The following is an 18,609-nucleotide window of genomic DNA, read 5'->3' on the forward strand; positions in this document are numbered from 1 at the left end:
CGGTTTTTCCGTTTGAAGCGGCCGGGTGGATCGATGCGATGTTAAGGGCTATGGAGGCGTTCATTCATGTTGAGCTTGAGTTTCAGGAACCCGGCGGACGCCGCGACGCGGGTGCAGCAAACACTCATCAACAATCAGCAGGCGGTCGAAGAAACCGCTGCGCCCAGCGCCGCCGAGCAGATGCGCGAGGGCATCGAGGTGTTGTTGTCGCCCGAGGCGCAACTGGCGGCGAAAACCGGTGACAAAAACGCCGACATCGACGCGACGAACCTGCCAGAGCGTATCAAGGATCAACTGAAGATGATCCGCTCGATTCAAGAGCGCATCGCCAAACGCATGAAAGACATGCAGGCGTTCATGAAAGACCGTTCGCTGTCGCCGAGGGCGCGTGAAGGCAAGATCCGTCAATTGCAGATGGAAATCATGGCCATGACCAACTCACTGATTCAGGCGACCAATCAGCTGAACGAGGCCATGCAGCAAATGAAACTGTCACTGGACGACCGTACATTGGCGGCAACACTGGTCAGCCCGCAGAACCTTCAGTCCTGATCCAGTAGTCGGGGCCCGGTGCCACTTTCGCCCAGGCTGTCGCCCCGGTTGCGCAGTGGGCAGGCCTCCATGGACAAGCAGCCGCAACCGATGCAGCCGTTGAGCTGATCGCGCAGCGCCGTGAGGCGGTTGATTCTTTCATCCAGGTCGGCTTTCCAGCGCTCGGACAGCCTGTTCCAGTCGTCCATGGTCGGCGGTCGATTGGCGGGGAGGGTATCCAGCGCCGATTGGATGCTGGCCAAGGGGATCCCCAGGCGTTGTGCGGTCTTGATCAGCGCCACGCGACGAAGCATCTCGCGAGGGTATCGGCGTTGATTACCGGCGTTGCGCTGGCTGCTGATCAGGCCCTTGGCCTCGTAGAAGCGCAGCGCGGTGATGGCCACGCCGCTGCGTGCCGAGAGTTGGCCTACGGTGAGCTCGCGGGGGACCAGCGGAGTTTCGGTGTTTCGCATGTCGCGTCGGGTTGCCTCGGTGGTTGCTGAAAGGCGCTTGACCTCTAGTTAAGTGGAGGTTTTACCCTGCGTGGCGTTGGTTCGCAACAGGGTGTCGGGCGACACCTCACCGTAACAGCACCGCAAGATTCGGAGTTCGCATTATCAGACCCTCAAGCATGCTGTCAGCGACCCCCCTCATCAGTGGAGAGCGTTCATGACGTTACAAGGCTTACATCTTCCATTCAGTCAGTTCGTCGAGTTTGTGGTGGACCCTCGCCATCAGTCGGGTCTGGTGATGGCGCTCAATGAGCGCTTCGAGCGATTCACCCGGACCTACCCCGGCTTCATTCGTGCCAGTGTGCACGTCAGTGAGGACCAACAGCGCGTCCTCAGTCATGTGCTGTGGCAGTCCAGGTCCGATTGTGAGAAGGCGTTCGAGAATGCCGAGCAGGGGGAAGGTGATCTGTGGGGGCTGATTCGTGCTCATCGCATTACGGCGATGACCTTCAATGCCTATGAGCGGGTGAGCGAAACGGTCGGGCCGCGCTGACCATAGGTGCGGATGAACGCTATTGAGCGTTGCAACCTGTGGGAGCATGCCCACTGCCACAAGCTGACTGCTACCGGTAAGAGGCAAGCTTTCGAGCCATGCGCATCAAACCGACAATCGAATCATCCGGTCACCCTGAGTCTGTGCGCCAGGGCGGCGCCTGTTAACGGCCAGCTCGCCAATCTTGATCAACCGGGCGCGAATCACATTGCGGCTCAAACCCAGCAGCTGCGCGGTATGAACCTGGTTGCAGTGGCTGAAACGATAGGCCGCACGCAGCAGGGCATCTTCGACCTTCTCATGCAGCGCGCCGGCCTGTTCCTCGAACAGCTTTTGAAATGCCCGGGCGAGCAGTGCGTCGCTCGAGTCGTCGACGATGGGGGCCGATGCCTCCCGACGTTCCAGCATGCGGTTCGACAGACGCAGATCATCGGCTCGAATCACGCCGTTGCGGCAAATCAGCAGCGTGTGATGAATGACGTTTTCCAGCTCGCGGATATTGCCAGGCCAGTTGTAGGTACGCAGCTTATGCTCGGCCTCGCTGCTGATCTGGATCGGCCCGCAGCCCAGACGTTGGCTATAGACCTCGATGAAGTGGCGTGTCAGGGGCATGATATCGCCGGGCCGTTCACGCAGGGTGCTCAGCTCCAGATTGACCACGTTAAGACGATAGAACAGGTCCTCGCGGAAATGTCCGGCGTCGATTGCCCGTTCCAGTTGCACGTTGGTCGCCGCCAGCACGCGTACGTTGATCGGGGTGCTTTTGCGTGAACCGAGCCGCACCACCTCACGTTCCTGCAACACCCGCAGAAGCTTGACCTGGATCGCCAGCGGCAGGTCGCCGATCTCGTCGAGAAACAGCGTGCCGCCGTTGGCTTCTTCGAACCAGCCGGCCTTGGCGGACAGGGCTCCGGTGAAAGCGCCTTTCTCATGACCGAACAGCTCGGCTTCCACCAGCGATTCAGAAAACGCGCCGCAGTTCACCGCCACAAACGGTTGATGCCGACGGCTGCTGAGCTGGTGCACGTGACGCGCGACCAGTTCCTTGCCCGTGCCGGTTTCGCCAATGATGAGGACGCTGGCATCGCTCGGCGCTACTTGCTGGATATGGGCGAGCAATGCTTGGGATTTCGGGTCCTCGAACACCTGCGCGGTGGCCCGGATCGACGTGGCCAGGGCGGGAGAGGGTGGGAGTGTCAATAGCTGCATGGGGATCACTGGTGGTTGAAACGGTACGCTGGCGGTCATGGATGACTCCTTGTCGCCGTGGGGAATGCCCGCCGACTGAGCGTCACGGTCACGCCCGGTAAACGCTGTCCCGGTAGGAGCGAGCTGGCTTGCGAAGGCTGCGCTACATCCACTGATGATGGGTGGATGCAGCGGGCCTCTTCGTGAGCAAGCTCACTCCCACCGAGGTTTGCAGGACGTTATTTTTGCGGCGGCAGGTCGTTGGCGATCATTTCGCCAAACGGGCCCGTCAGGTTGGTGATGCCGCGGCCGGCCAGGCTGCGGTAAGGCTCAGGCAGCAGCGGGAACACCAGTTCGGCGAAGCGATACGCTTCCTCCAGATGCGGGTAGCCGGAGAAGATGAAACTCTCGATGCCCAGGTCCGCATATTCCTTGATGCGGGCCGCGACCTCTTGCGGGTTGCCGACCAGCGCGGTGCCGGCGCCGCCACGGACCAGACCGACGCCTGCCCACAGATTCGGGGCGATTTCCAGGTTGTCGCGGCGACCGTCATGCAAGGCGGCCATGCGGCGCTGGCCTTCGGAGTCGAAGCGAGAGAACGACTTCTGCGCGGCGGCGATGGTGTCGTCGCTGATGTGTTCGATCAGGGTGCTGGCGGCTTTCCATGCCTCTTCGCTGGTCTCGCGCACGATCACGTGCAGACGGATGCCGAACTTCACGGTGCGACCGTTGCGGGCGGCACGTTCGCGGATGTCAGCGAGTTTTTCGGCGACAGCTGCAGGCGGCTCGCCCCAGGTCAGGTACACGTCCACTTGCTCGGCAGCCAGTTCGTGCGCGGCCTCGGAGGAGCCACCGAAGTACAGCGGCGGGTAGGGTTTCTGGATCGGCGGGTACAGGGCCTTGGCGTTCTGCACTTTCAGGTGCTTGCCTTCGAAATCCACCGCTTCGCCTTGCAGCACGCGACGCCAGATCTTGAGGAATTCGTCAGTGACTTCGTAGCGCTCGCTATGGCTCAGGAAGCTGCCGTCGCCCCGGTTTTCGTCAGGGTCGCCGCCGGTCACCACGTTGATCAACAAGCGGCCGCCTGACAGACGATCCAGCGTTGCCGCCATGCGCGCCGACACGGTCGGCGAAATGATGCCCGGGCGGATCGCGACCAGATAACGCAGGCGTTCGGTCAGCGGCACCAGAGCCGAGGCGATCACCCAGGAATCTTCGCAGGAGCGGCCAGTGGGAATCAGCACGCCGTGATACCCCAGGTCGTCGGCGGCCTGAGCCACTTGTTTCAGGTAGTTGAGGGTGACCGGGCGTGCGCCTTTGGTGGTGCCCAGAAAATGGCCGTCGCCGTGTGTCGGTAGAAACCAGAAAACATCCATGAAGAGTCCTTCGAGCAGAATCGGTGGCTTTTGTCAGAGCGGCTGTGCAGGCCAGGTGGGGATTATTTATAGAGGTTGCGATTTATTCCGTAAAAGAACTGAATTCCATATTTTTATAACGTAAAGAGATATAGCGAAGTTCAAGTCTTGAAACGATTGTTCATGGCGCGGTGGTATCCTCAGCCGCACATCACCTGTAGGAATGTGGCCCGGCAACAAACCACGCGCCTACCGTTGAGAAAACCGAAAACCGTGAAAGAAGCCGCATGACCGCAAAAAAAGAAGTGGCGCCACTCCCCGAAGACCTGCGGGTCTTCCTCACCGTCATTCGCAAAGCCGGATTTGCCGCTGCCGCGGACGAGCTCGGTCTATCGCCGGCCTACGTCAGCAAACGCATTCAGATTCTGGAATCGACCCTGGCCACGAGGCTGCTGCATCGCACCAGCCGCAGGGTCGCGTTGACCGAAGACGGCGAGCGTGTGCAGCGTTGGGCGGTGCGGATTCTGGAGGATTTCCAGCTACTGCATGACGAGTTATCCGATGCGCATTCGGCACCGCGCGGCAGGTTGCACCTGTGCAGCTCATTCGGTTTCGGGCGCAATCACGTGGCGCCCGCCATTTCGAAACTGGCCGAGGCCTACCCCGAGCTGGAGGTGCGCCTGGACCTGTTCGATCGGGTGGTGGACATCGTCAGCGAGGGTTTTGACCTGGAAATCCGGGTGGGCGATGACATTCCCGGCCAGCACATTGGCCGACAACTGGTCAGCAACCGGCGGGTGCTGTGCGCTGCGCCGGATTACCTGGCGCGTCGTGGTACACCGCAGCGGCTTGCAGACCTGGGGGAGCACGATTGTCTGGTGATCAAGGAGCGCGACAACGCGTTTGGCATCTGGCAGGTCGAGCGCGACGGGGTTCAGGAAAGCGTGAGGGTCAGCGGGCCGTTGTCGTCCAACAGCGGCGAGATCGTTTTGCAGTGGGGGCTCGACGGGCGAGGGGTGTTGCAGCGTTCGTTGTGGGACGTCAAACCGTTCCTTGAACAGGGACGGCTGGTGCAAGTGCTACCCGAGTACACCGAAAGCGCCAACGTCTGGGCGGTCTATCCGACGCGGCTGGCCAATTCAGGGAAGCTGCGGGTGTGTGTGGAGTTTCTGCAGGCGCATTTTCAGGGGTTGTCGTTGTAATTCGCAGGGCCTCACGTCTCCCCGTAGGAGCGCGTATCTCCGTAGGAGCGTGGCTTGTCCCGCGATCTGGCGCGAAGCGGCAGCAAACCCGGCAAATGCGGTGTGTCAGGTAGACAAAGGTGCCTGATTTTGCTGCCTGTTCCCGGCAGATCGCGGGACAAGCCACGCTCCTACAACTTTGGGTAACCCGGTGAGCGCCTACAGGTAGTTGCTGCCAGTCAGAGCCACGGATTCTCAGCCAGATGTTTCTGCTGGAACGCCAGTATCTGCTCGCGTTTTTGCAGCGTGCTGCCGATCGCATCCAGCCCCAGCAAGAGTGCGTCCTTCCTCAGTTCATCGATCTTGAACGGCATGACCCGACCGTCCTGCAGACGTATCTCCTGCGCCTGTAGATCCACCTCGATCCGCGCAGTGTCCGCCTGGCTGATCAGCTTCCCCAACACCTGAACCTGTGCCTCTTCCAGCACGATGGTCAGCACGCCGTTGCGTTGGCAGTTGTCGTAGAATATCCCGGCGAAACTGCTGCCGATCAGCGCTTTGATCCCCATCTGCTTGAGGCCCCAGACCGCGTGTTCGCGGCTTGATCCGCAACCGAAGTTCGGCCCGGTCACGAGGAACTTTGCCCCTTGCCAGCCGGGCTGGTTGAGGATGAAATCGGGATTGGGTTCGCCCGACGGCAGAAAGCGCAGGTCGAAGAAAAGGCCGCGATCCAGCCCGGCACGGTCAATGCCTTTGAGGAACTGTTTGGGCATGATCACGTCGGTGTCGATATTGGCTGCCAGCATTGGCGCGGCCTTGCCGCTGACCTGGATGAAAGGCTCCATCTCAGAAACTCCCTTGCAGGTTACGGACGTCCGTCAAGTGACCGGTAATGGCGGCCGCGGCGACCATCGCCGGGCTCATCAAGTGGGTGCGCGCTCCAGCGCCCTGACGGCCTTCAAAATTGCGGTTGGTGCTGGATGCGCAGCGATCGCCCGGGGCGAGTACGTCGTCGTTCATCGCCAGGCACATGGAGCAGCCCGACTGACGCCACTCGAAGCCGGCGTCACGGAAAATCGTTGCCAGTCCTTCGGCTTCGGCCTGATCACGCACGGCGGTGGAACCGGGGACGATCATCGCCCTGACATGCGCAGCGACACGCTTGCCGCGCACGACCTTGGCGGCGTCGCGCAAGTCTTCGATCCGGGCGTTGGTGCAGGAGCCGATAAACGCGTGGCTGATGACGATATCGCTCAGCGGCATGCCGGCCTCAAGGCCCATGTAGGTGAGGGCGCGGCGCATGTCCTGGCGCAGGATCGGGTCAGCGATGGCGTCAGGGTCCGGCACGCTGCTGTCGATGGCAGCGGCCTGGTCCGGGCTGGTGCCCCAGGTCACCATGGGTTGCAGGTCTCGGGCGTCGAGCCGGACCTCTCGGTCGAACACCGCGTCCGGGTCGCTGTGCAGGCGCTTCCAACTGGCCACGGCACGCTCCCATAGCTCGCCCTTCGGCGCGCGGGGTTTGTCCTTGAGGTAGGCGAACACCTTGTCGTCCGGCGCCATGAACGCGCCGCGTGCGCCGGCCTCGACGGCCATGTTGCAGATGGTCATGCGCGCTTCGACGCTCAGCGCTGCAATGGTCGAGCCGGTGAACTCGATGGCGTAGCCCGTGGCACCCGATGCGCCGATGGTGCCGATCAGCGCCATGATCACGTCTTTGGACGTCAACCCGCTGGGCAGGCCGCCTTCGACCGTCACGCGCAGGGTTTTCAAGCGCTTGTAGACCAACGTCTGCGAGGCCAGCAGGTGCTCGATTTCCGAGGTGCCGATGCCGAAGCCGAACGCGCCCAATGCGCCGTATGTCGTGGTGTGACTGTCTCCTGCGGCGATGACCATGCCGGGCAGAATGAAGCCTTGCTCAGGGGCGATCACGTGTTCGATGCCCTGACGTTTATCGAGCACGTCGAACAGTTCAATGCCGAATTTTTCGCAGTTGTCGGCCAGATACGACACTTGCAGTGCGCCACCCGGATCGGCCATGGCGGCGACGCGTTGCGGCGAGGTGGGGTTGACGTGATCGACCACGGCCAATGCGGTTTCAGGCCGCCAGACGCCCCGTCCCGCCTCGCGCAAACCGCTGAAGGCCTGCGGGCTGGTGTATTCGTTGATCACCTGACGATCGATGTAAAGCAGGACATGGCCCTGATCATCGAGCGTACACACGGTGTGCGAGTCGATGTGTTTGTCGTAAAGGGTTCTTGGGGTAGGCGTTGTTGGCGTCATCAGCAGGCTCACTCGAAAGAAATCACGGCCTTGAAGGCTCGCTGACATCTTAGGTCGGCGAGGGTGGCCATCAATGGCCGAACGGTGAGGGCTTGGAACATGGATCGTGTTTGATGCAACGTTCCGGTTTCCAAAAATCCTTGTAGGAGCCGGCTTGCTGGGGAAAGCGTGGGGTCCGTGACAGAGGGTTGCCTGACACGCTACGGATACGCGTTCGGCAAAATCGACGAGGGGGCCGTTTCTCGCGGACAAAAAAACAGGCGCCGAAGCGCCTGCGAAGGAGAGCACGTTAACCCATTGTCATCAGAAAATCTGGGTGAAGAACCAGTACAGCCCGCCCGACAACAGGATGGCGGCCGGCAATGTCAGGACCCAGGCCATGGCCAGGTTGCGCAGGGTTCGCATCTGCAGGCCGGAGCCGTTGGCGGTCATGCTGCCGGCCACGCCCGAGGACAGGACGTGGGTGGTGGACACCGGCAGGCCGTACATGTCAGCCGCGCCGATGGTCAGCATGGCGACGACTTCCGCCGAGGCCCCTTGGGCGTATGTCATGTGGGTTTTGCCGATCTTTTCCCCGACCGTGACCACGATGCGTTTCCAGCCCACCATGGTGCCCAGACCCAGCGCGATGGCCACGGCGATCTTGACCCACAGCGGAATGAAGCGTGTGGCATTGTCGATCTGCTGCTTGAACAGCTGCACCTTGCTCTGGGTGTCGGCGTCGAAGTTGCCGACCTTGTTCTTTTCCATCAAGCGGATGGCTTCGGACGTCAGGTACATGTCGTTTCGCACGTTGGCGGTTGCTTCAGCGGGGACTTTGGACAACGAGCCGTAGCTGCCGACCTGATCGCCGATCTTGCCCGCCATGACCGCCAGCGCCGGAATCAGCTCCGGCGTCGCCTGTTTGTCGCGAATGTAGATGGACAGCGTCTGGCGCGAATCGGCCGGCGCGGGCAGCGGCGCGGCCTTGGTCAGTGCCTGCTGGGTGACTTGCGCGACAGCGGCGAATTGCACTGACTGATCGGCAGGCATCGCCCGGTTCAGCGCGTAGGCCATCGGCAGGGTACCGACGAGGATCAGCATGATCAGGCCCATGCCTTTCTGACCGTCGTTGGAGCCGTGGGCGAAGGACACGCCCGTGCAGGTCAGAATCAACAGCCCACGAATCCACAGCGGCGGCGGCTGGTTGCCTTCCGGCGCCTTGTACAGCGCGCGGTTTTTCACGAACGCGCGCAGGGCCAGCAGCAACAGCGCCGCGCAGGTAAAACCCACCAGCGGCGACAGCAGCAGCGAGTAGCCGATCTTGGTGGCTTGCGACCAATCCACGCCACTGGTGCCGTCACGGCCGTGCATCAGCGCGTTGGCAACGCCGACGCCGATGATCGAGCCGATCAGCGTGTGCGACGACGACGCCGGCAGGCCCAGCCACCAGGTGCCGAGGTTCCACAGGATCGCGGCGATCAGCAAGGCGAAAATCATCGCGTAGCCTGCCGAGGAACCGACCTGCAGAATCAGCTCGACCGGCAGCAGGGCGATGATGCCGAACGCCACTGCGCCGCTGGAAAACAGCACACCGAGAAAATTGAACACGCCCGACCAGACCACCGCAAAGCTCGGCGGCAGGGAGTGCGTATAGATGACGGTGGCCACCGCATTGGCGGTGTCGTGGAAACCGTTGACGAATTCGAAACCCAACGCGATCAACAGCGCAACGCCTAGCAGCAGAAAAGGCGTCCAGGTCAGCACCACCGTGCCCAGTTCGTCCATGTCCTGCTTGAGGCTGAAGGCCGTGTACAGCAGACCCAGGCCGAGTATCGCGAAGAAGATCACCATCGTCAGCGCGCCGGGCTTGCGCCCGAATTGAGTACTCAGCCCGGCACCTTGTTTTAAGGAGCCTTGAGCCAGGGTAGGGGTCGCCATGATTCACAATCCTGTTGAGATGGGATGGCAATCATGATCATTTCAAAATGTGACAAAGGTGCGACGCAGGTCAACGTTGCGCCGGATTTATTGGGGTAAGGGATGGACGGTGTTTAGAAAAGTCGCTTGTGCAACACCCCGTTCAATAATCCCGGCTCTTGCGAAACGCCCAGCGCCCGGCGATGAACGTGAACGTCGCCACCAGCGCCACCAATACCCAGAACCCGTGAGGGTCGCCGGCCAGCGGGATGCCGCCGACGTTCATGCCGAAGAAGCCCGCGACGATGTTGATGGGCAGTGCCAGCACGGTCACGACGGTCAGGGTGAACAACGTGCGGTTGGTCTGTTCGTTGAGGTTGGCGGCGATTTCTTCCTGCAGCAATTTGATGCGTTCGCCCAGCGCCGTGAGGTCGCTGATCACCAGCGCCGACTCTTCGGTGGACTGTCGCAATTCCTGCAAGTCGTCTTCCAGCAGCCAGGTGGGCGGGCGGTGCAGCAAGCGCATCAGCGAGCCGGGCTCCAGCGCCAGCAGGCGTTGCAGTCGCACCAGGACCCGGCGCATCGTGCCCAGTTCGGTGCGGTTGTTGCTTAGCCGCTGCGACAACAACTGGTCCTCGATCTTGTCGACGCTGATGCTGGTCTTGCGCATGAACTGCGCCAGTACCTCGCTTTGATCGCGCAGCAGGTGAGCGAGCAGCTCAAGGGGCGAGCGGAAGATTTCCCCGTGTTTGACCGACGAGCGCAGCTTGTCCACCGAACGTAATGGCTGATGGCGAGCCGAGATCATCAGGTTGCTGCGCACGCAGACCCACAACGTGGCGATGTCGGTGGATACCCGGTTGAAGTCGAACACCACGTCGTTGACCACGGCCAGCAGGGCGGAGTCAACGTGTTCTATCCGCGTCGAGCGCGAGCCTTCGTGGAGGGCTTCGAGGAACTCGTCGGGTAGTTCGAAATTCGTTTTCATCCAGCGCTCGCAACTGGCATGGGCCAGGTTCAAGTGCAGCCAGACGAATTCATGGGGATCGGCAGGGGCGCGAAGGCATTCCAGGGCAGTGCTGGAGTCGATTTCTCGACCCGGTTCACCCGCACGGAAGCGAAAACCGTACAACAATCCGAACAGGTCGGATTCCTGATGAGGAGCAATGCGTTGATTCATGAAGGCTCGCAAGCGAAGAGGACGCTGAAGACACAGGATCTGAAGCGGCATCATCGCAAGCGGTTTTGACAGTTTTGTGACGGTTTGTGTCGGCGCGTTGCAGCAACGCTTTTGTAGGCGCGCACTTGCCCGTGATGGCGCCGGCTCAGATACCTTGATGCCGACTGACACGCTGCAATCGCGGGCAAGCGCGCTGCTATAGAAGGTGGGTCATCACACCATCGACAGGTGTTTTTTGCGAACCGGCGCCGGCCACGAGGTGTCGATCAGCAATTCATCCTCGATGCTCAATTCGATGCCTGCGGCGGCAGCGTTTAACTCAAGGTGATGCGGATCGACCGCTTTCGGAATCGCGATGACACCGTCCTGCCTCAGCACCCACGCGAGGCTGATCTGGGCAGGCGTGGCGTCATGGCGTTCGGCGACTTCGAGGATGGCCGGGTTCATCAGCAGGTTCCCGGCCTGACCGATCGGGCAGTAGGCCATCAGCGGCATATTGGCGTTCTGCATCCAGGGCAGCAGGTCGTATTCGATGCCGCGCTCTTCCGGGTTGTAGAGCACCTGGTTGGTGGCGCAGTGCGAGTTGTTCAGTTCGAGCATGTCCGACACGTCGAAGTTCGACACCCCCCAGCGCCCGATTTTGCCCGCTTCGCGCAAACGCTCGAAAGCCTCGACGGTTTCTTCAAGCGGATAAGAACCCGGCCAGTGCAGCAAGTAGAGGTCGATGTAGTCGCTCTTCATGCGTTGCAGGCTGCGTTCGCACGCCGTGGGAATGCCCGTGCGGCTGGCGTTGTGGGGGTAGACCTTACTCACCAGCATGACCTCGTCCCGCCGACCGGCAATGGCTTGACCGACCACTTCTTCCGCGCCGCCTTCGCCGTACATCTCGGCGGTGTCGATCAGGGTCAGGCCCAGGTCGATGCCCAGTTGCAACGCCGACACTTCCTCCGCGCGCTGATGACGATCTTCTCCCATGCGCCAGGTACCCTGACCGATGACGGGGACGGTTTTGTCTGCCAGTTGGAGCGTACGCATGGGGTGCCTCCTGCCGATGATGACTGCGTGTGTATAAAGAGCTCAGGCAGTGCAGGCGGGCGGCAGTTCAATCTGGAAAGCAGCTTCAGACTTCACGCTTGAAGCTTCACGCGCGACGGAGCGTCCGACGCAAAACCCCGGGGGAGCGGTTTCATTCGCGAGAGGCCCTTGCATTCGACACCTGTCTGTCGCCGTGACCTGCGTTGCGCGAATGAATTCGCCCACAGTCTGATCTCCATCAGACCGTTATTTCTGTGCCTGCACCTGTTCCTGAGTCTGCGCCGGCCTGGAATTCTCCCAACCCCCACCCAGCGCCAGGAACAAATCGATCTGTCCCATCGCGACCTGCGTATTCGCCGCCGCCAGTTGTGCGGTGACGTCGGTGTAGGTGCGGGTGGCTTGCAAGTCAGCCAGGAACGACTCGCGGCCCGCCATGAAGAAGCGATGGGTCTGGTCGGCGGCTTGTTTCGCCGAGGCTTCGGCATCGGCCAGTGCATCGCGACGCTCCAGCAGCGCGGTGTACTGGGACAGGCCGGTCTGGGCTTCCCGAATGGCGTTGAGCACGACGCCGTCGAAGTGCGCGAGCGCCGCCTGATTGGAAGCCTCAGCCATATGAATCCGGGCCCGGGCGCCGTTGGACGGGATGGTCCAGTTGATCACGCCTCCGAAACCCCAGCGGTTGGTGGAGGGCTCGCCCAGCTCATCGAGGATGCCGACGGTCGCGACTGTCGCGCCGATGCTGATGTCCGGATACAACTCGCCGGTGGCCACGCCGATCGCAGCGCTGGAGGCGGCCAGGCGACGTTCGGCCTGACGCACATCGGGACGGCGCTTGAGCAGCGCCGCGCCATCGCCCACGGGCATCACCTGAGCGATGTGCGGCAGCTCGGCACAGTCAGCGACGCCTTGCGGCAGTTGATTCAAAGGCCGGGCCAACAGCATCGACAAGCGATACAGTCCGGCGCGACGTGCCGCTTCGTAACGAGGCAAATCGGCGCGCAGGGATTTGAACTGGGTTTCTGAGCGGGTGACCTGGGTTTCGTCACCACGACCGGCATCGCGCAGGCGCTGGGTCAGCGACAGGCTCTGCTTTTGCAAATCCAGCGAGTGCAGAGCGATTTCGTGCTCTTCGTTAGCGGCGCAAATCTGCGTGTACGAACGTACGACGTCGGCCACCAGGGTAATGCGGGCCGTGTCAGCGGCGGCCTGAGCGGCATCGGCATTGGCATTGGCCGCTTCGATGCCGCGTTGCAGCACGCCAAACAGGTCGAATTGATAGGACGTGGTCAGCCCGACATCGCCCACGTTGGCGACCGGGACCTTCTCTGGCAACAGATACGCCTGACCCGCTTCTTGCAAGCGCTGAGCGCCGGCCTTGGCGGAGTTGCTGAACCCGCCAGCGGCATCGGCCTCGTTCACTTGATAACGCGCACGTTGCAGGTTGGCGGCCGCCACGCGCAGGTCGGTGCTGGACGCCAATGCCTGAGCCACCAGTTGGTCGAGCTTCGGGTCGTTGTACAGGCGCCACCAATCGGCAGGCACCGGCGCAGACACTGCGTTCGTCGAGGTGCCCGCGAGTTCGCCCTGCAAATCCTGGCGATTGACTGCCGCATCTTTAGGCTGCGTGTAATCCGGCCCGACCACGGTGCAGGCCGAGAGCAACATGCCCAAACCCACGGTTAACAGGCGCGCGCCGGGTTTCATCGAGCGACTCCTTTATCGGTGGCCTTGGCGTCGGTCTGGCGCGCCGTCGTGTCATCGATGACCGAGACCGTGGCGGTACGGCCGGCGATCATGCGGAAGTCTTCGGGCACTTCGTCGAAGGCAATACGTACCGGAATCCGTTGCGCGAGACGCACCCAGCTGAACGCCGGGTTGACGTTGGGTAGCAGGTTCGAGCCGCTGCTGCGGTCGCGGTCTTCGATACCGGCCACGATGCTCACCACATGGCCGCGCAGGCGAGCGTTGTCACCGATGACGCGGATGTCCACCGCCGACCCAATGTGAATGCCGTCCAGTTTGGTTTCTTCGAAGTAGCCATCAACGTGGTACGACGCGCTGTCGACCACTGACAGCACGGGGCGTCCGGCGCTGACGAATTCGCGGTCGCGCGGCGCACGGTCGTTGAGGTAACCGTCGACCGGGCTGCGGATCACCGAGCGGTCAAGGTTGAGCTGCGCGGCGTCGACCGCCACCTGGGCTTCATTCATCGCCGACAGGGCACGGGCTTCTTTGGACTGACTTTCTTCCAGTTGCTCGCGAGCGACCAGGTTGCCCAGGCTTCGGTTGCGTTTGTTCTCGCGTTGCGCCTGCGCCCAGGTTTCCTTGCGCTCGGACAAGGTGGCCTGGGCCTGACGCAGCGCCAGACGGAAGCGGTCCTGGTCGATGGTGAACAGCACCTGGCCTTTACTGATCGCCTGGTTGTCCCTGACCGAGACTTTTTCGATCAGCCCGGAAACGTCAGGCGCAATCTGGATGACATCGGCGCGAATATGGCCGTCGCGGGTCCAGGGGGCGTACATGTAATACATCACCATGCGCCAGACGACGATCGCGGCGAGGATGACAACCAGCAGTGTCAGGACCACACGGCCCAGCGTCAGTAGGGGTTTTTTCATTTCATCAGGTATCGACTAAGGGTATCCACGACGCCGAGCAGCAGAGCGTATAGACCGACGTTGAACAAAGCCCGGTGCCAGACCAGGCGGTAAAAGTGAACACGCGAGAGCACCGCGTGCACCATCAGAAAAATCACGTAAGCGATGCCCATCAGCACCAGTAAGGTCGGCAGGAAAATCCCGCTGATATCCAGATCACCGATCACAGTGGCGCTCCATCGATGCCATACGGCGGTTGTTCTTCCTGCTCGGCTTGCACATCGACGATCTCAACGCCCGGCAGCAACGCCAGGCGCAGTCCGCTCAAGGCGTGCAGCAGGTGCAGACGGGATTCGTCATCGCCCATCCATTCGAAGGTCAACGAGCGGCGTGCGCGGTCCATGGTCATCAACAGACCTTTGGGCGCGGGCAAACGCTCACGGGCCTTGAGGCAGGCTCGGAAATAGCTGCCGACTTCGGTTGCCACCTGGCGCAGCAACTGGCGGGGAACGGCGTGAACCCGTGGCATGTAGGCCAGCAGGTCGAGCATGTTCAACGCCACGCGCACTTCACGCAGGGCGATGTTGGTGTCTTGTGCGGTGATCGCCAGACGCGGCAGGTGTTGCATCAGGCGGTCAAGCATGCGCACGCCCATCCGGCGGTGTTCGGCCAGCGTCGCTTCTTCGCTGAGCGAAACGATGTCGCCCCAACTGAAGCGGGTGAGACGCCGGGCCGCGGTTTCCGTGCCGAAGGGCCGCACGATCAGGGTCCAGACAAACGCGAATGCCAGGCCGGCGGGACCCGCCAGGTTCGAGTTGACGAAATTCAGGAAGTCGGCGTCGTAGGCACTCTGGATGCTGATGAACGACGAGGTGTTGACGATGGTCAGCAGCGTGCCGAGGTAAAACTTCGGCTGGACGGTCAGGGTGCCGACGCAAATGAACGGCACCGCGAAGGCCAGCACCAGCATCGGGAAGTCGTGCAGGTTGGGCAGCACCACGAACAGATAGAGGCTGGCGAAGATCACCGACATCAGCGTCCAGAAGAAAAACCGGTAGATCTGTGGCGCAGGGTCGTCCATCGCTGCGAAGAAGCTGCACGAGACGGCCGCCAGCGCGACGGCACTGGCACCGTCCTGCCATCCCAGCAAAATCCACAGCACCGACGCGACGATGATCGCGCTGACCGAGGTGGCGACCGAGTACAGCATCATGCCCTTGTCGAGGAACGGCGACAGACGCCCCAGACGCCAGTGGCGATAGACCGCTTTCCAGGGCCGGTGATCGTCGGTTTCGATGGCGCATTGCAGGCTGCGGCAGTCCTGCCACAAATCGATCCACTCGCGCAGGCGATACAGCGCGTTGGACAGCAGCAACTGACGGCGGTCGTCCAGTTGCGCTGGCGTCGGTTGCAACCGGTCCAGTTCACTGTGCAGCGCTTCCCAGTACCGCAGCGCTGCGCCGTCGGCGGTCTTTTCCATCCAGTCGCGGCATTCGATGATCAACGGCGCCAGGTCTGCGACCAGCTCTGGTGTACGTCGCTCCAGCGCCCACAATGCGTCGTCGAGGGCATCGATGACGGGCAGCAGGTGGATCATGCGGCCACGCAGTTCCTTGGCGTTACGCACGGTCTGGCGATGGGCGCCTTCGTGGGGCAACTGGCCAATCATCAGCTCCAGGCTATTGAACGTGCCGACCATGGCCGTGCGCAATGCGCCGACCGTTTCCGGTGTGGCGCTGCGCGAGAGGAACAGGTCACTGTAGGTCGAGGCGTCCTTGAACCACTTGCCCATCGAATCGACCAGCACCGGCGCCAGGCGACGCGGCCAGAACATGGCGCCCACCACGGCGGCACAGACGATGCCCAGCAGGATTTCCTCGGTCCGCGCCACGGCGATGTCGAACACCGCCTGGGGGTTGTCCACCACCGGAAAGGAAATCAACGGCATGGTGTATCCCGCCAGCATCAGTGCATAACTGTTGGCGGTGCGCAGGTGCAGTGAGAGGAAGAGCAGGGTGCCGGTCCACAGCGCGATGACGACCGCCAGCAGGAAGGGTGTCTGCACGAACATCGGCACTAACAGCACCGAAGCCGCCGCGCCGAGAAAGGTACCGGCGGCACGGTACAGGGCCTTGGAGCTGGTGGGTGCCACGAACGGGCTGGACACGATGTAGACCGTGGCCATCGCCCAGTAGGGACGTGGCAACTCGAAGATCAGCGCCAGGTACAGCGCGAGCATCGACGCAGCGAAGGTGCGGACGCCGTAAAACCAGTCGCGTGACGGCGGAACACCGTCGAAAAAGCCTTTGAAAATGCCGTTCAAGATGACAACTCCGACCCCATCGGGCTGGCGTTGGCGAAGGCTTTGAAGACGCGCAGCGTGGCTTCCAGGTCGGCTGGATCAATGCTGCTGAACACATCACGGCGCAAGCGGATCAGTTCTTCTTCTATGGAATTGGCCAGCGCGCGGCCTTCATTCGTCAAGCTCAAGGCCTTGGCGCGGCGGTCGGTGGGGTCTTCGGTACGCTGCACCAGATTGGCCTTGCCCAGTTGGTCGAGGAGCCGCACCAGCGAAGGACTTTCGAGACCACACGCCTGAGCCACGGTGACCTGGCGCACGCCTTCGCCCAGACGCGCAATCATCAGCAGAGGGCCTGCGCAGGCTTCGGATACGCCATAGTTCATCAGCGTGGTCTGACACACGCGACGCCATTGACGGGACGCCGCGACGACGCCGCCAGTGATGTGCATTTGCAGTGAGTCTAGGGTCATGGAGGTGCCACTGGATGGATTCACAAAACGAGTTTTTGGTTAGGCGGTGAATGATTAGGCTCGGTATTATTAGGTTGCTAACTATTAATATCCTGTAACAAAGCTTGTTCGTCAAATGAAAAATTGGATGAATGCAGGGGCGGATGGGGAGCAATTGACGTGCGCTGATGTAATTGGCGGCGCACCAAGAGGGTATTTTTTTATACCGTCTATCGGACTTTTCTTCGGTTTCTGAACTTAATCTCCGATTCGGGCTCTCGCTCATCCAAAAAAATGGCGGATCGAGAAAAGAGTGAGGTGTCCAGAAAACGGGACGTTGATCAAATAATGTTCAACGACGAGCTCAAGGTGGTTGATGTTGTAATGATGGCGTTGGCTGTTTTTTGCTCAGTTTCGGCGGTTTCTTGACTGTGCCGATGCGTTAAAGAACAACCGATTCAGCCGATAGCAAAGGCGATGGGAACACGGCTTGAAACCCCTGTTCCAGACACCTCCCTTTGCTGGTGCGCAGTGCGCACCCACGAGTGCAACATGATCGATCTCGCCACCTGGAATCTTTCCGTACCGGTGGGTACACCCGCCGTCACCGTCGACACCCCTAAACTGGTCGGCGGCTACCAGGATGGTTACTTTCGCTCCGGAGATACCTTGTTCTTTTGGGCGCCAGTGACCGGATCACGGACAGACAACGCTATTTACCCGCGCACGGAATTACGCGAAACCTACGCCAACGGTGCCGTCCACAACTGGATGTACACCCAGGCGGACAATTTTCTGCGGGCTGCGCTGACCGTGGATCAAGTGCCGTCGTCGGGCAAGATCGTCATCGGCCAGATCCATTGCTATGGCAGCACCGAGCCGTTGATCAAGCTGGAGTATCAGTACAAAGAGAAGACCAAAACCGGCAACATCGTCGCCAAGTTTCGTCTGACGCCGACGTCGGAACCTGAAGTCATCCAGATCGCCACGGGTGTGCTGCTCAGGGAACGTTTCACCTACACCATTCACCTGACGCCGTCTGGCGCCCTGACGGTGAACGCGCACGATATGCAGTGGGGCGCGAAGCTCGATCCGAGCTGGAACGGCAAACAGCTGTACTTCAAAGCGGGCGTCTATACCCAGGACAACACCGGGTACGCGACGGAGGGCGGTGCGGCGACGTTCTACAAGCTGCAGATCTCGCACGACAAGAAGGCATAAACGCAATGCAGGTCACCCCGCACTCACTGTAGGAGATTCTATGTTTGGGGGGCAACCCCCGAACGTTTCGTAGGGTCATACTCTTCCCGTTTCTTCATCAGCGAGAAGGCCACCCCTGCCAGCTTCCTGCTCAATATCGTCAATGCTTCAGTTCTGGCTTTTCCCTCGCCTATTTTCTTCTCGTAATACGGCTTCCATGTCGCCGATCGGCAAGCGGCCATTGAAGCGTTGAAGCCTAGTCGGCGTACCTCAGGGTCGCCTTTTTTGCTTAGCCGGCGGCGACCTGATTTGTTCCCAGAGTCCGACACCCGCAAGTCCAGCCCCAGGTAGGCGATATACGCATCCACATTTTTAAACTCGCCTCGAAGAAAGGCCGCAAACAGCGC

18 protein-coding genes are annotated in these 18,609 nt (G+C 61.2%); 4 read left to right on the forward strand and 14 right to left on the reverse strand.

The features are described 5' to 3' along the window. The first annotated feature begins 66 nt into the window (after positions 1–66). On the forward strand, positions 67–552 hold the full coding sequence (locus BMY73_RS15750) for a hypothetical protein (RefSeq protein ID WP_062382071.1): 486 nt from the start codon (positions 67–69) through the stop codon (positions 550–552). Here BMY73_RS15750 and soxR read toward each other — a convergent pair. After that, positions 543–1,004, reverse strand: coding sequence for a redox-sensitive transcriptional activator SoxR (gene soxR, locus BMY73_RS15755; protein ID WP_092408239.1), 462 nt, complete (start codon positions 1,002–1,004; stop codon positions 543–545). The two genes, BMY73_RS15750 and soxR, sit on opposite strands and share 10 nt — an antisense overlap. Positions 1,005–1,200: 196 nt before the next feature. On the opposite strand from soxR, the gene BMY73_RS15760 reads away from it, so the two are divergent. Beyond that, the gene (locus BMY73_RS15760) at positions 1,201–1,536 is read left to right on the forward strand and encodes an antibiotic biosynthesis monooxygenase (RefSeq protein WP_092408241.1); all 336 of its coding nucleotides are present in this window, start codon (positions 1,201–1,203) and stop codon (positions 1,534–1,536) included. Between the two features lie 105 nt (positions 1,537–1,641). Here BMY73_RS15760 and BMY73_RS15765 read toward each other — a convergent pair whose 3' ends face one another. Together BMY73_RS15765 and ssuD are read right to left on the reverse strand one after the other, a co-directional pair. Continuing rightward, positions 1,642–2,745, reverse strand: coding sequence for a sigma-54 interaction domain-containing protein (locus BMY73_RS15765; protein WP_175500190.1), 1,104 nt, complete (start codon positions 2,743–2,745; stop codon positions 1,642–1,644). Between the two features lie 218 nt (positions 2,746–2,963). Further along, on the reverse strand, positions 2,964–4,100 hold the full coding sequence (gene ssuD / locus BMY73_RS15770; RefSeq protein WP_062382074.1) for an FMNH2-dependent alkanesulfonate monooxygenase: 1,137 nt from the start codon (positions 4,098–4,100) through the stop codon (positions 2,964–2,966). Between the two features lie 266 nt (positions 4,101–4,366). On the opposite strand from ssuD, the gene BMY73_RS15775 reads away from it, so the two are divergent. After that, a complete protein-coding gene (locus BMY73_RS15775) occupies positions 4,367–5,281 on the forward strand; it encodes a LysR substrate-binding domain-containing protein (protein WP_092408243.1) in 915 nt (304 codons plus the stop codon). 218 nt (positions 5,282–5,499) lie between these two features. Here BMY73_RS15775 and leuD read toward each other — a convergent pair whose 3' ends face one another. From leuD to BMY73_RS15825, 10 genes are all read right to left on the reverse strand, one after another. Beyond that, a complete protein-coding gene (leuD, locus tag BMY73_RS15780) occupies positions 5,500–6,105 on the reverse strand; it encodes a 3-isopropylmalate dehydratase small subunit (RefSeq protein ID WP_092408245.1) in 606 nt (201 codons plus the stop codon). Between the two features lies 1 nt (position 6,106). Further along, complete coding sequence (gene leuC / locus BMY73_RS15785) at positions 6,107–7,540, reverse strand: 3-isopropylmalate dehydratase large subunit (protein WP_092408262.1); 1,434 nt, start codon at positions 7,538–7,540, stop codon at positions 6,107–6,109. Positions 7,541–7,843: 303 nt separating this feature from the next. Then, entirely contained in the window at positions 7,844–9,460 is a 1,617-nt protein-coding gene (locus BMY73_RS15790) for an inorganic phosphate transporter (RefSeq protein WP_092408247.1), read from the reverse strand. 142 nt (positions 9,461–9,602) lie between these two features. Then, the gene (locus tag BMY73_RS15795; protein WP_062382078.1) at positions 9,603–10,619 is read right to left on the reverse strand and encodes a transporter; all 1,017 of its coding nucleotides are present in this window, start codon (positions 10,617–10,619) and stop codon (positions 9,603–9,605) included. Between the two features lie 213 nt (positions 10,620–10,832). After that, positions 10,833–11,654, reverse strand: coding sequence for an aldo/keto reductase (locus tag BMY73_RS15800; protein WP_092408249.1), 822 nt, complete (start codon positions 11,652–11,654; stop codon positions 10,833–10,835). Positions 11,655–11,900: 246 nt separating this feature from the next. After that, positions 11,901–13,358, reverse strand: a complete 1,458-nt coding sequence (locus BMY73_RS15805) for an efflux transporter outer membrane subunit (protein WP_092408251.1) — start codon at positions 13,356–13,358, stop codon at positions 11,901–11,903. Further along, entirely contained in the window at positions 13,355–14,272 is a 918-nt protein-coding gene (locus tag BMY73_RS15810; protein WP_092408253.1) for an efflux RND transporter periplasmic adaptor subunit, read from the reverse strand. The genes BMY73_RS15805 and BMY73_RS15810 overlap by 4 nt, the downstream gene beginning before the upstream one ends. After that, positions 14,269–14,478: a DUF1656 domain-containing protein gene (locus BMY73_RS15815; protein WP_062382082.1), complete on the reverse strand. Its 210-nt coding sequence runs from the start codon at positions 14,476–14,478 to the stop codon at positions 14,269–14,271. Before BMY73_RS15815 ends, BMY73_RS15810 begins: the two co-directional genes overlap by 4 nt. Continuing rightward, positions 14,475–16,565 carry an FUSC family protein gene (locus BMY73_RS15820; protein WP_092408264.1) on the reverse strand — a complete coding sequence of 697 codons (2,091 nt, stop codon included), beginning with the start codon at positions 16,563–16,565 and terminating at the stop codon, positions 14,475–14,477. Before BMY73_RS15820 ends, BMY73_RS15815 begins: the two co-directional genes overlap by 4 nt. Before the next feature lie 5 nt (positions 16,566–16,570). Next, a complete protein-coding gene (locus BMY73_RS15825) occupies positions 16,571–17,023 on the reverse strand; it encodes a MarR family winged helix-turn-helix transcriptional regulator (protein WP_092408255.1) in 453 nt (150 codons plus the stop codon). A 531-nt stretch (positions 17,024–17,554) separates the two neighbouring features. Here BMY73_RS15825 and BMY73_RS15830 point away from each other — a divergent pair. Further along, complete coding sequence (locus BMY73_RS15830; RefSeq protein WP_092408257.1) at positions 17,555–18,223, forward strand: polysaccharide lyase family 7 protein; 669 nt, start codon at positions 17,555–17,557, stop codon at positions 18,221–18,223. A gap of 38 nt (positions 18,224–18,261) precedes the next feature. Here BMY73_RS15830 and BMY73_RS15835 read toward each other — a convergent pair. Next, the coding region (locus BMY73_RS15835; protein WP_139214239.1) for a transposase at positions 18,262–18,609 on the reverse strand (348 nt) is incomplete at its 5' end.

Origin of the sequence: Pseudomonas sp. NFACC02, from assembly GCF_900110765.1 — a bacterium.
Classification (GTDB): domain Bacteria; phylum Pseudomonadota; class Gammaproteobacteria; order Pseudomonadales; family Pseudomonadaceae; genus Aquipseudomonas.

Bases quoted from the DNA above. Each gene is read 5' to 3' on its own strand.
- BMY73_RS15750 (WP_062382071.1), top strand. From the start codon at position 67: ATGTTGAGCTTGAGTTTCAGGAACCCGGCGGACGCCGCGACGCGGGTG.
- soxR (WP_092408239.1), bottom strand. From the start codon at position 1,004: ATGCGAAACACCGAAACTCCGCTGGTCCCCCGCGAGCTCACCGTAGGC.
- BMY73_RS15760 (WP_092408241.1), top strand. From the start codon at position 1,201: ATGACGTTACAAGGCTTACATCTTCCATTCAGTCAGTTCGTCGAGTTT.
- BMY73_RS15765 (WP_175500190.1), bottom strand. From the start codon at position 2,745: ATGCAGCTATTGACACTCCCACCCTCTCCCGCCCTGGCCACGTCGATC.
- ssuD (WP_062382074.1), bottom strand. From the start codon at position 4,100: ATGGATGTTTTCTGGTTTCTACCGACACACGGCGACGGCCATTTTCTG.
- BMY73_RS15775 (WP_092408243.1), top strand. From the start codon at position 4,367: ATGACCGCAAAAAAAGAAGTGGCGCCACTCCCCGAAGACCTGCGGGTC.
- leuD (WP_092408245.1), bottom strand. From the start codon at position 6,105: ATGGAGCCTTTCATCCAGGTCAGCGGCAAGGCCGCGCCAATGCTGGCA.
- leuC (WP_092408262.1), bottom strand. From the start codon at position 7,540: ATGACGCCAACAACGCCTACCCCAAGAACCCTTTACGACAAACACATC.
- BMY73_RS15790 (WP_092408247.1), bottom strand. From the start codon at position 9,460: ATGGCGACCCCTACCCTGGCTCAAGGCTCCTTAAAACAAGGTGCCGGG.
- BMY73_RS15795 (WP_062382078.1), bottom strand. From the start codon at position 10,619: ATGAATCAACGCATTGCTCCTCATCAGGAATCCGACCTGTTCGGATTG.
- BMY73_RS15800 (WP_092408249.1), bottom strand. From the start codon at position 11,654: ATGCGTACGCTCCAACTGGCAGACAAAACCGTCCCCGTCATCGGTCAG.
- BMY73_RS15805 (WP_092408251.1), bottom strand. From the start codon at position 13,358: ATGAAACCCGGCGCGCGCCTGTTAACCGTGGGTTTGGGCATGTTGCTC.
- BMY73_RS15810 (WP_092408253.1), bottom strand. From the start codon at position 14,272: ATGAAAAAACCCCTACTGACGCTGGGCCGTGTGGTCCTGACACTGCTG.
- BMY73_RS15825 (WP_092408255.1), bottom strand. From the start codon at position 17,023: ATGACCCTAGACTCACTGCAAATGCACATCACTGGCGGCGTCGTCGCG.
- BMY73_RS15830 (WP_092408257.1), top strand. From the start codon at position 17,555: ATGATCGATCTCGCCACCTGGAATCTTTCCGTACCGGTGGGTACACCC.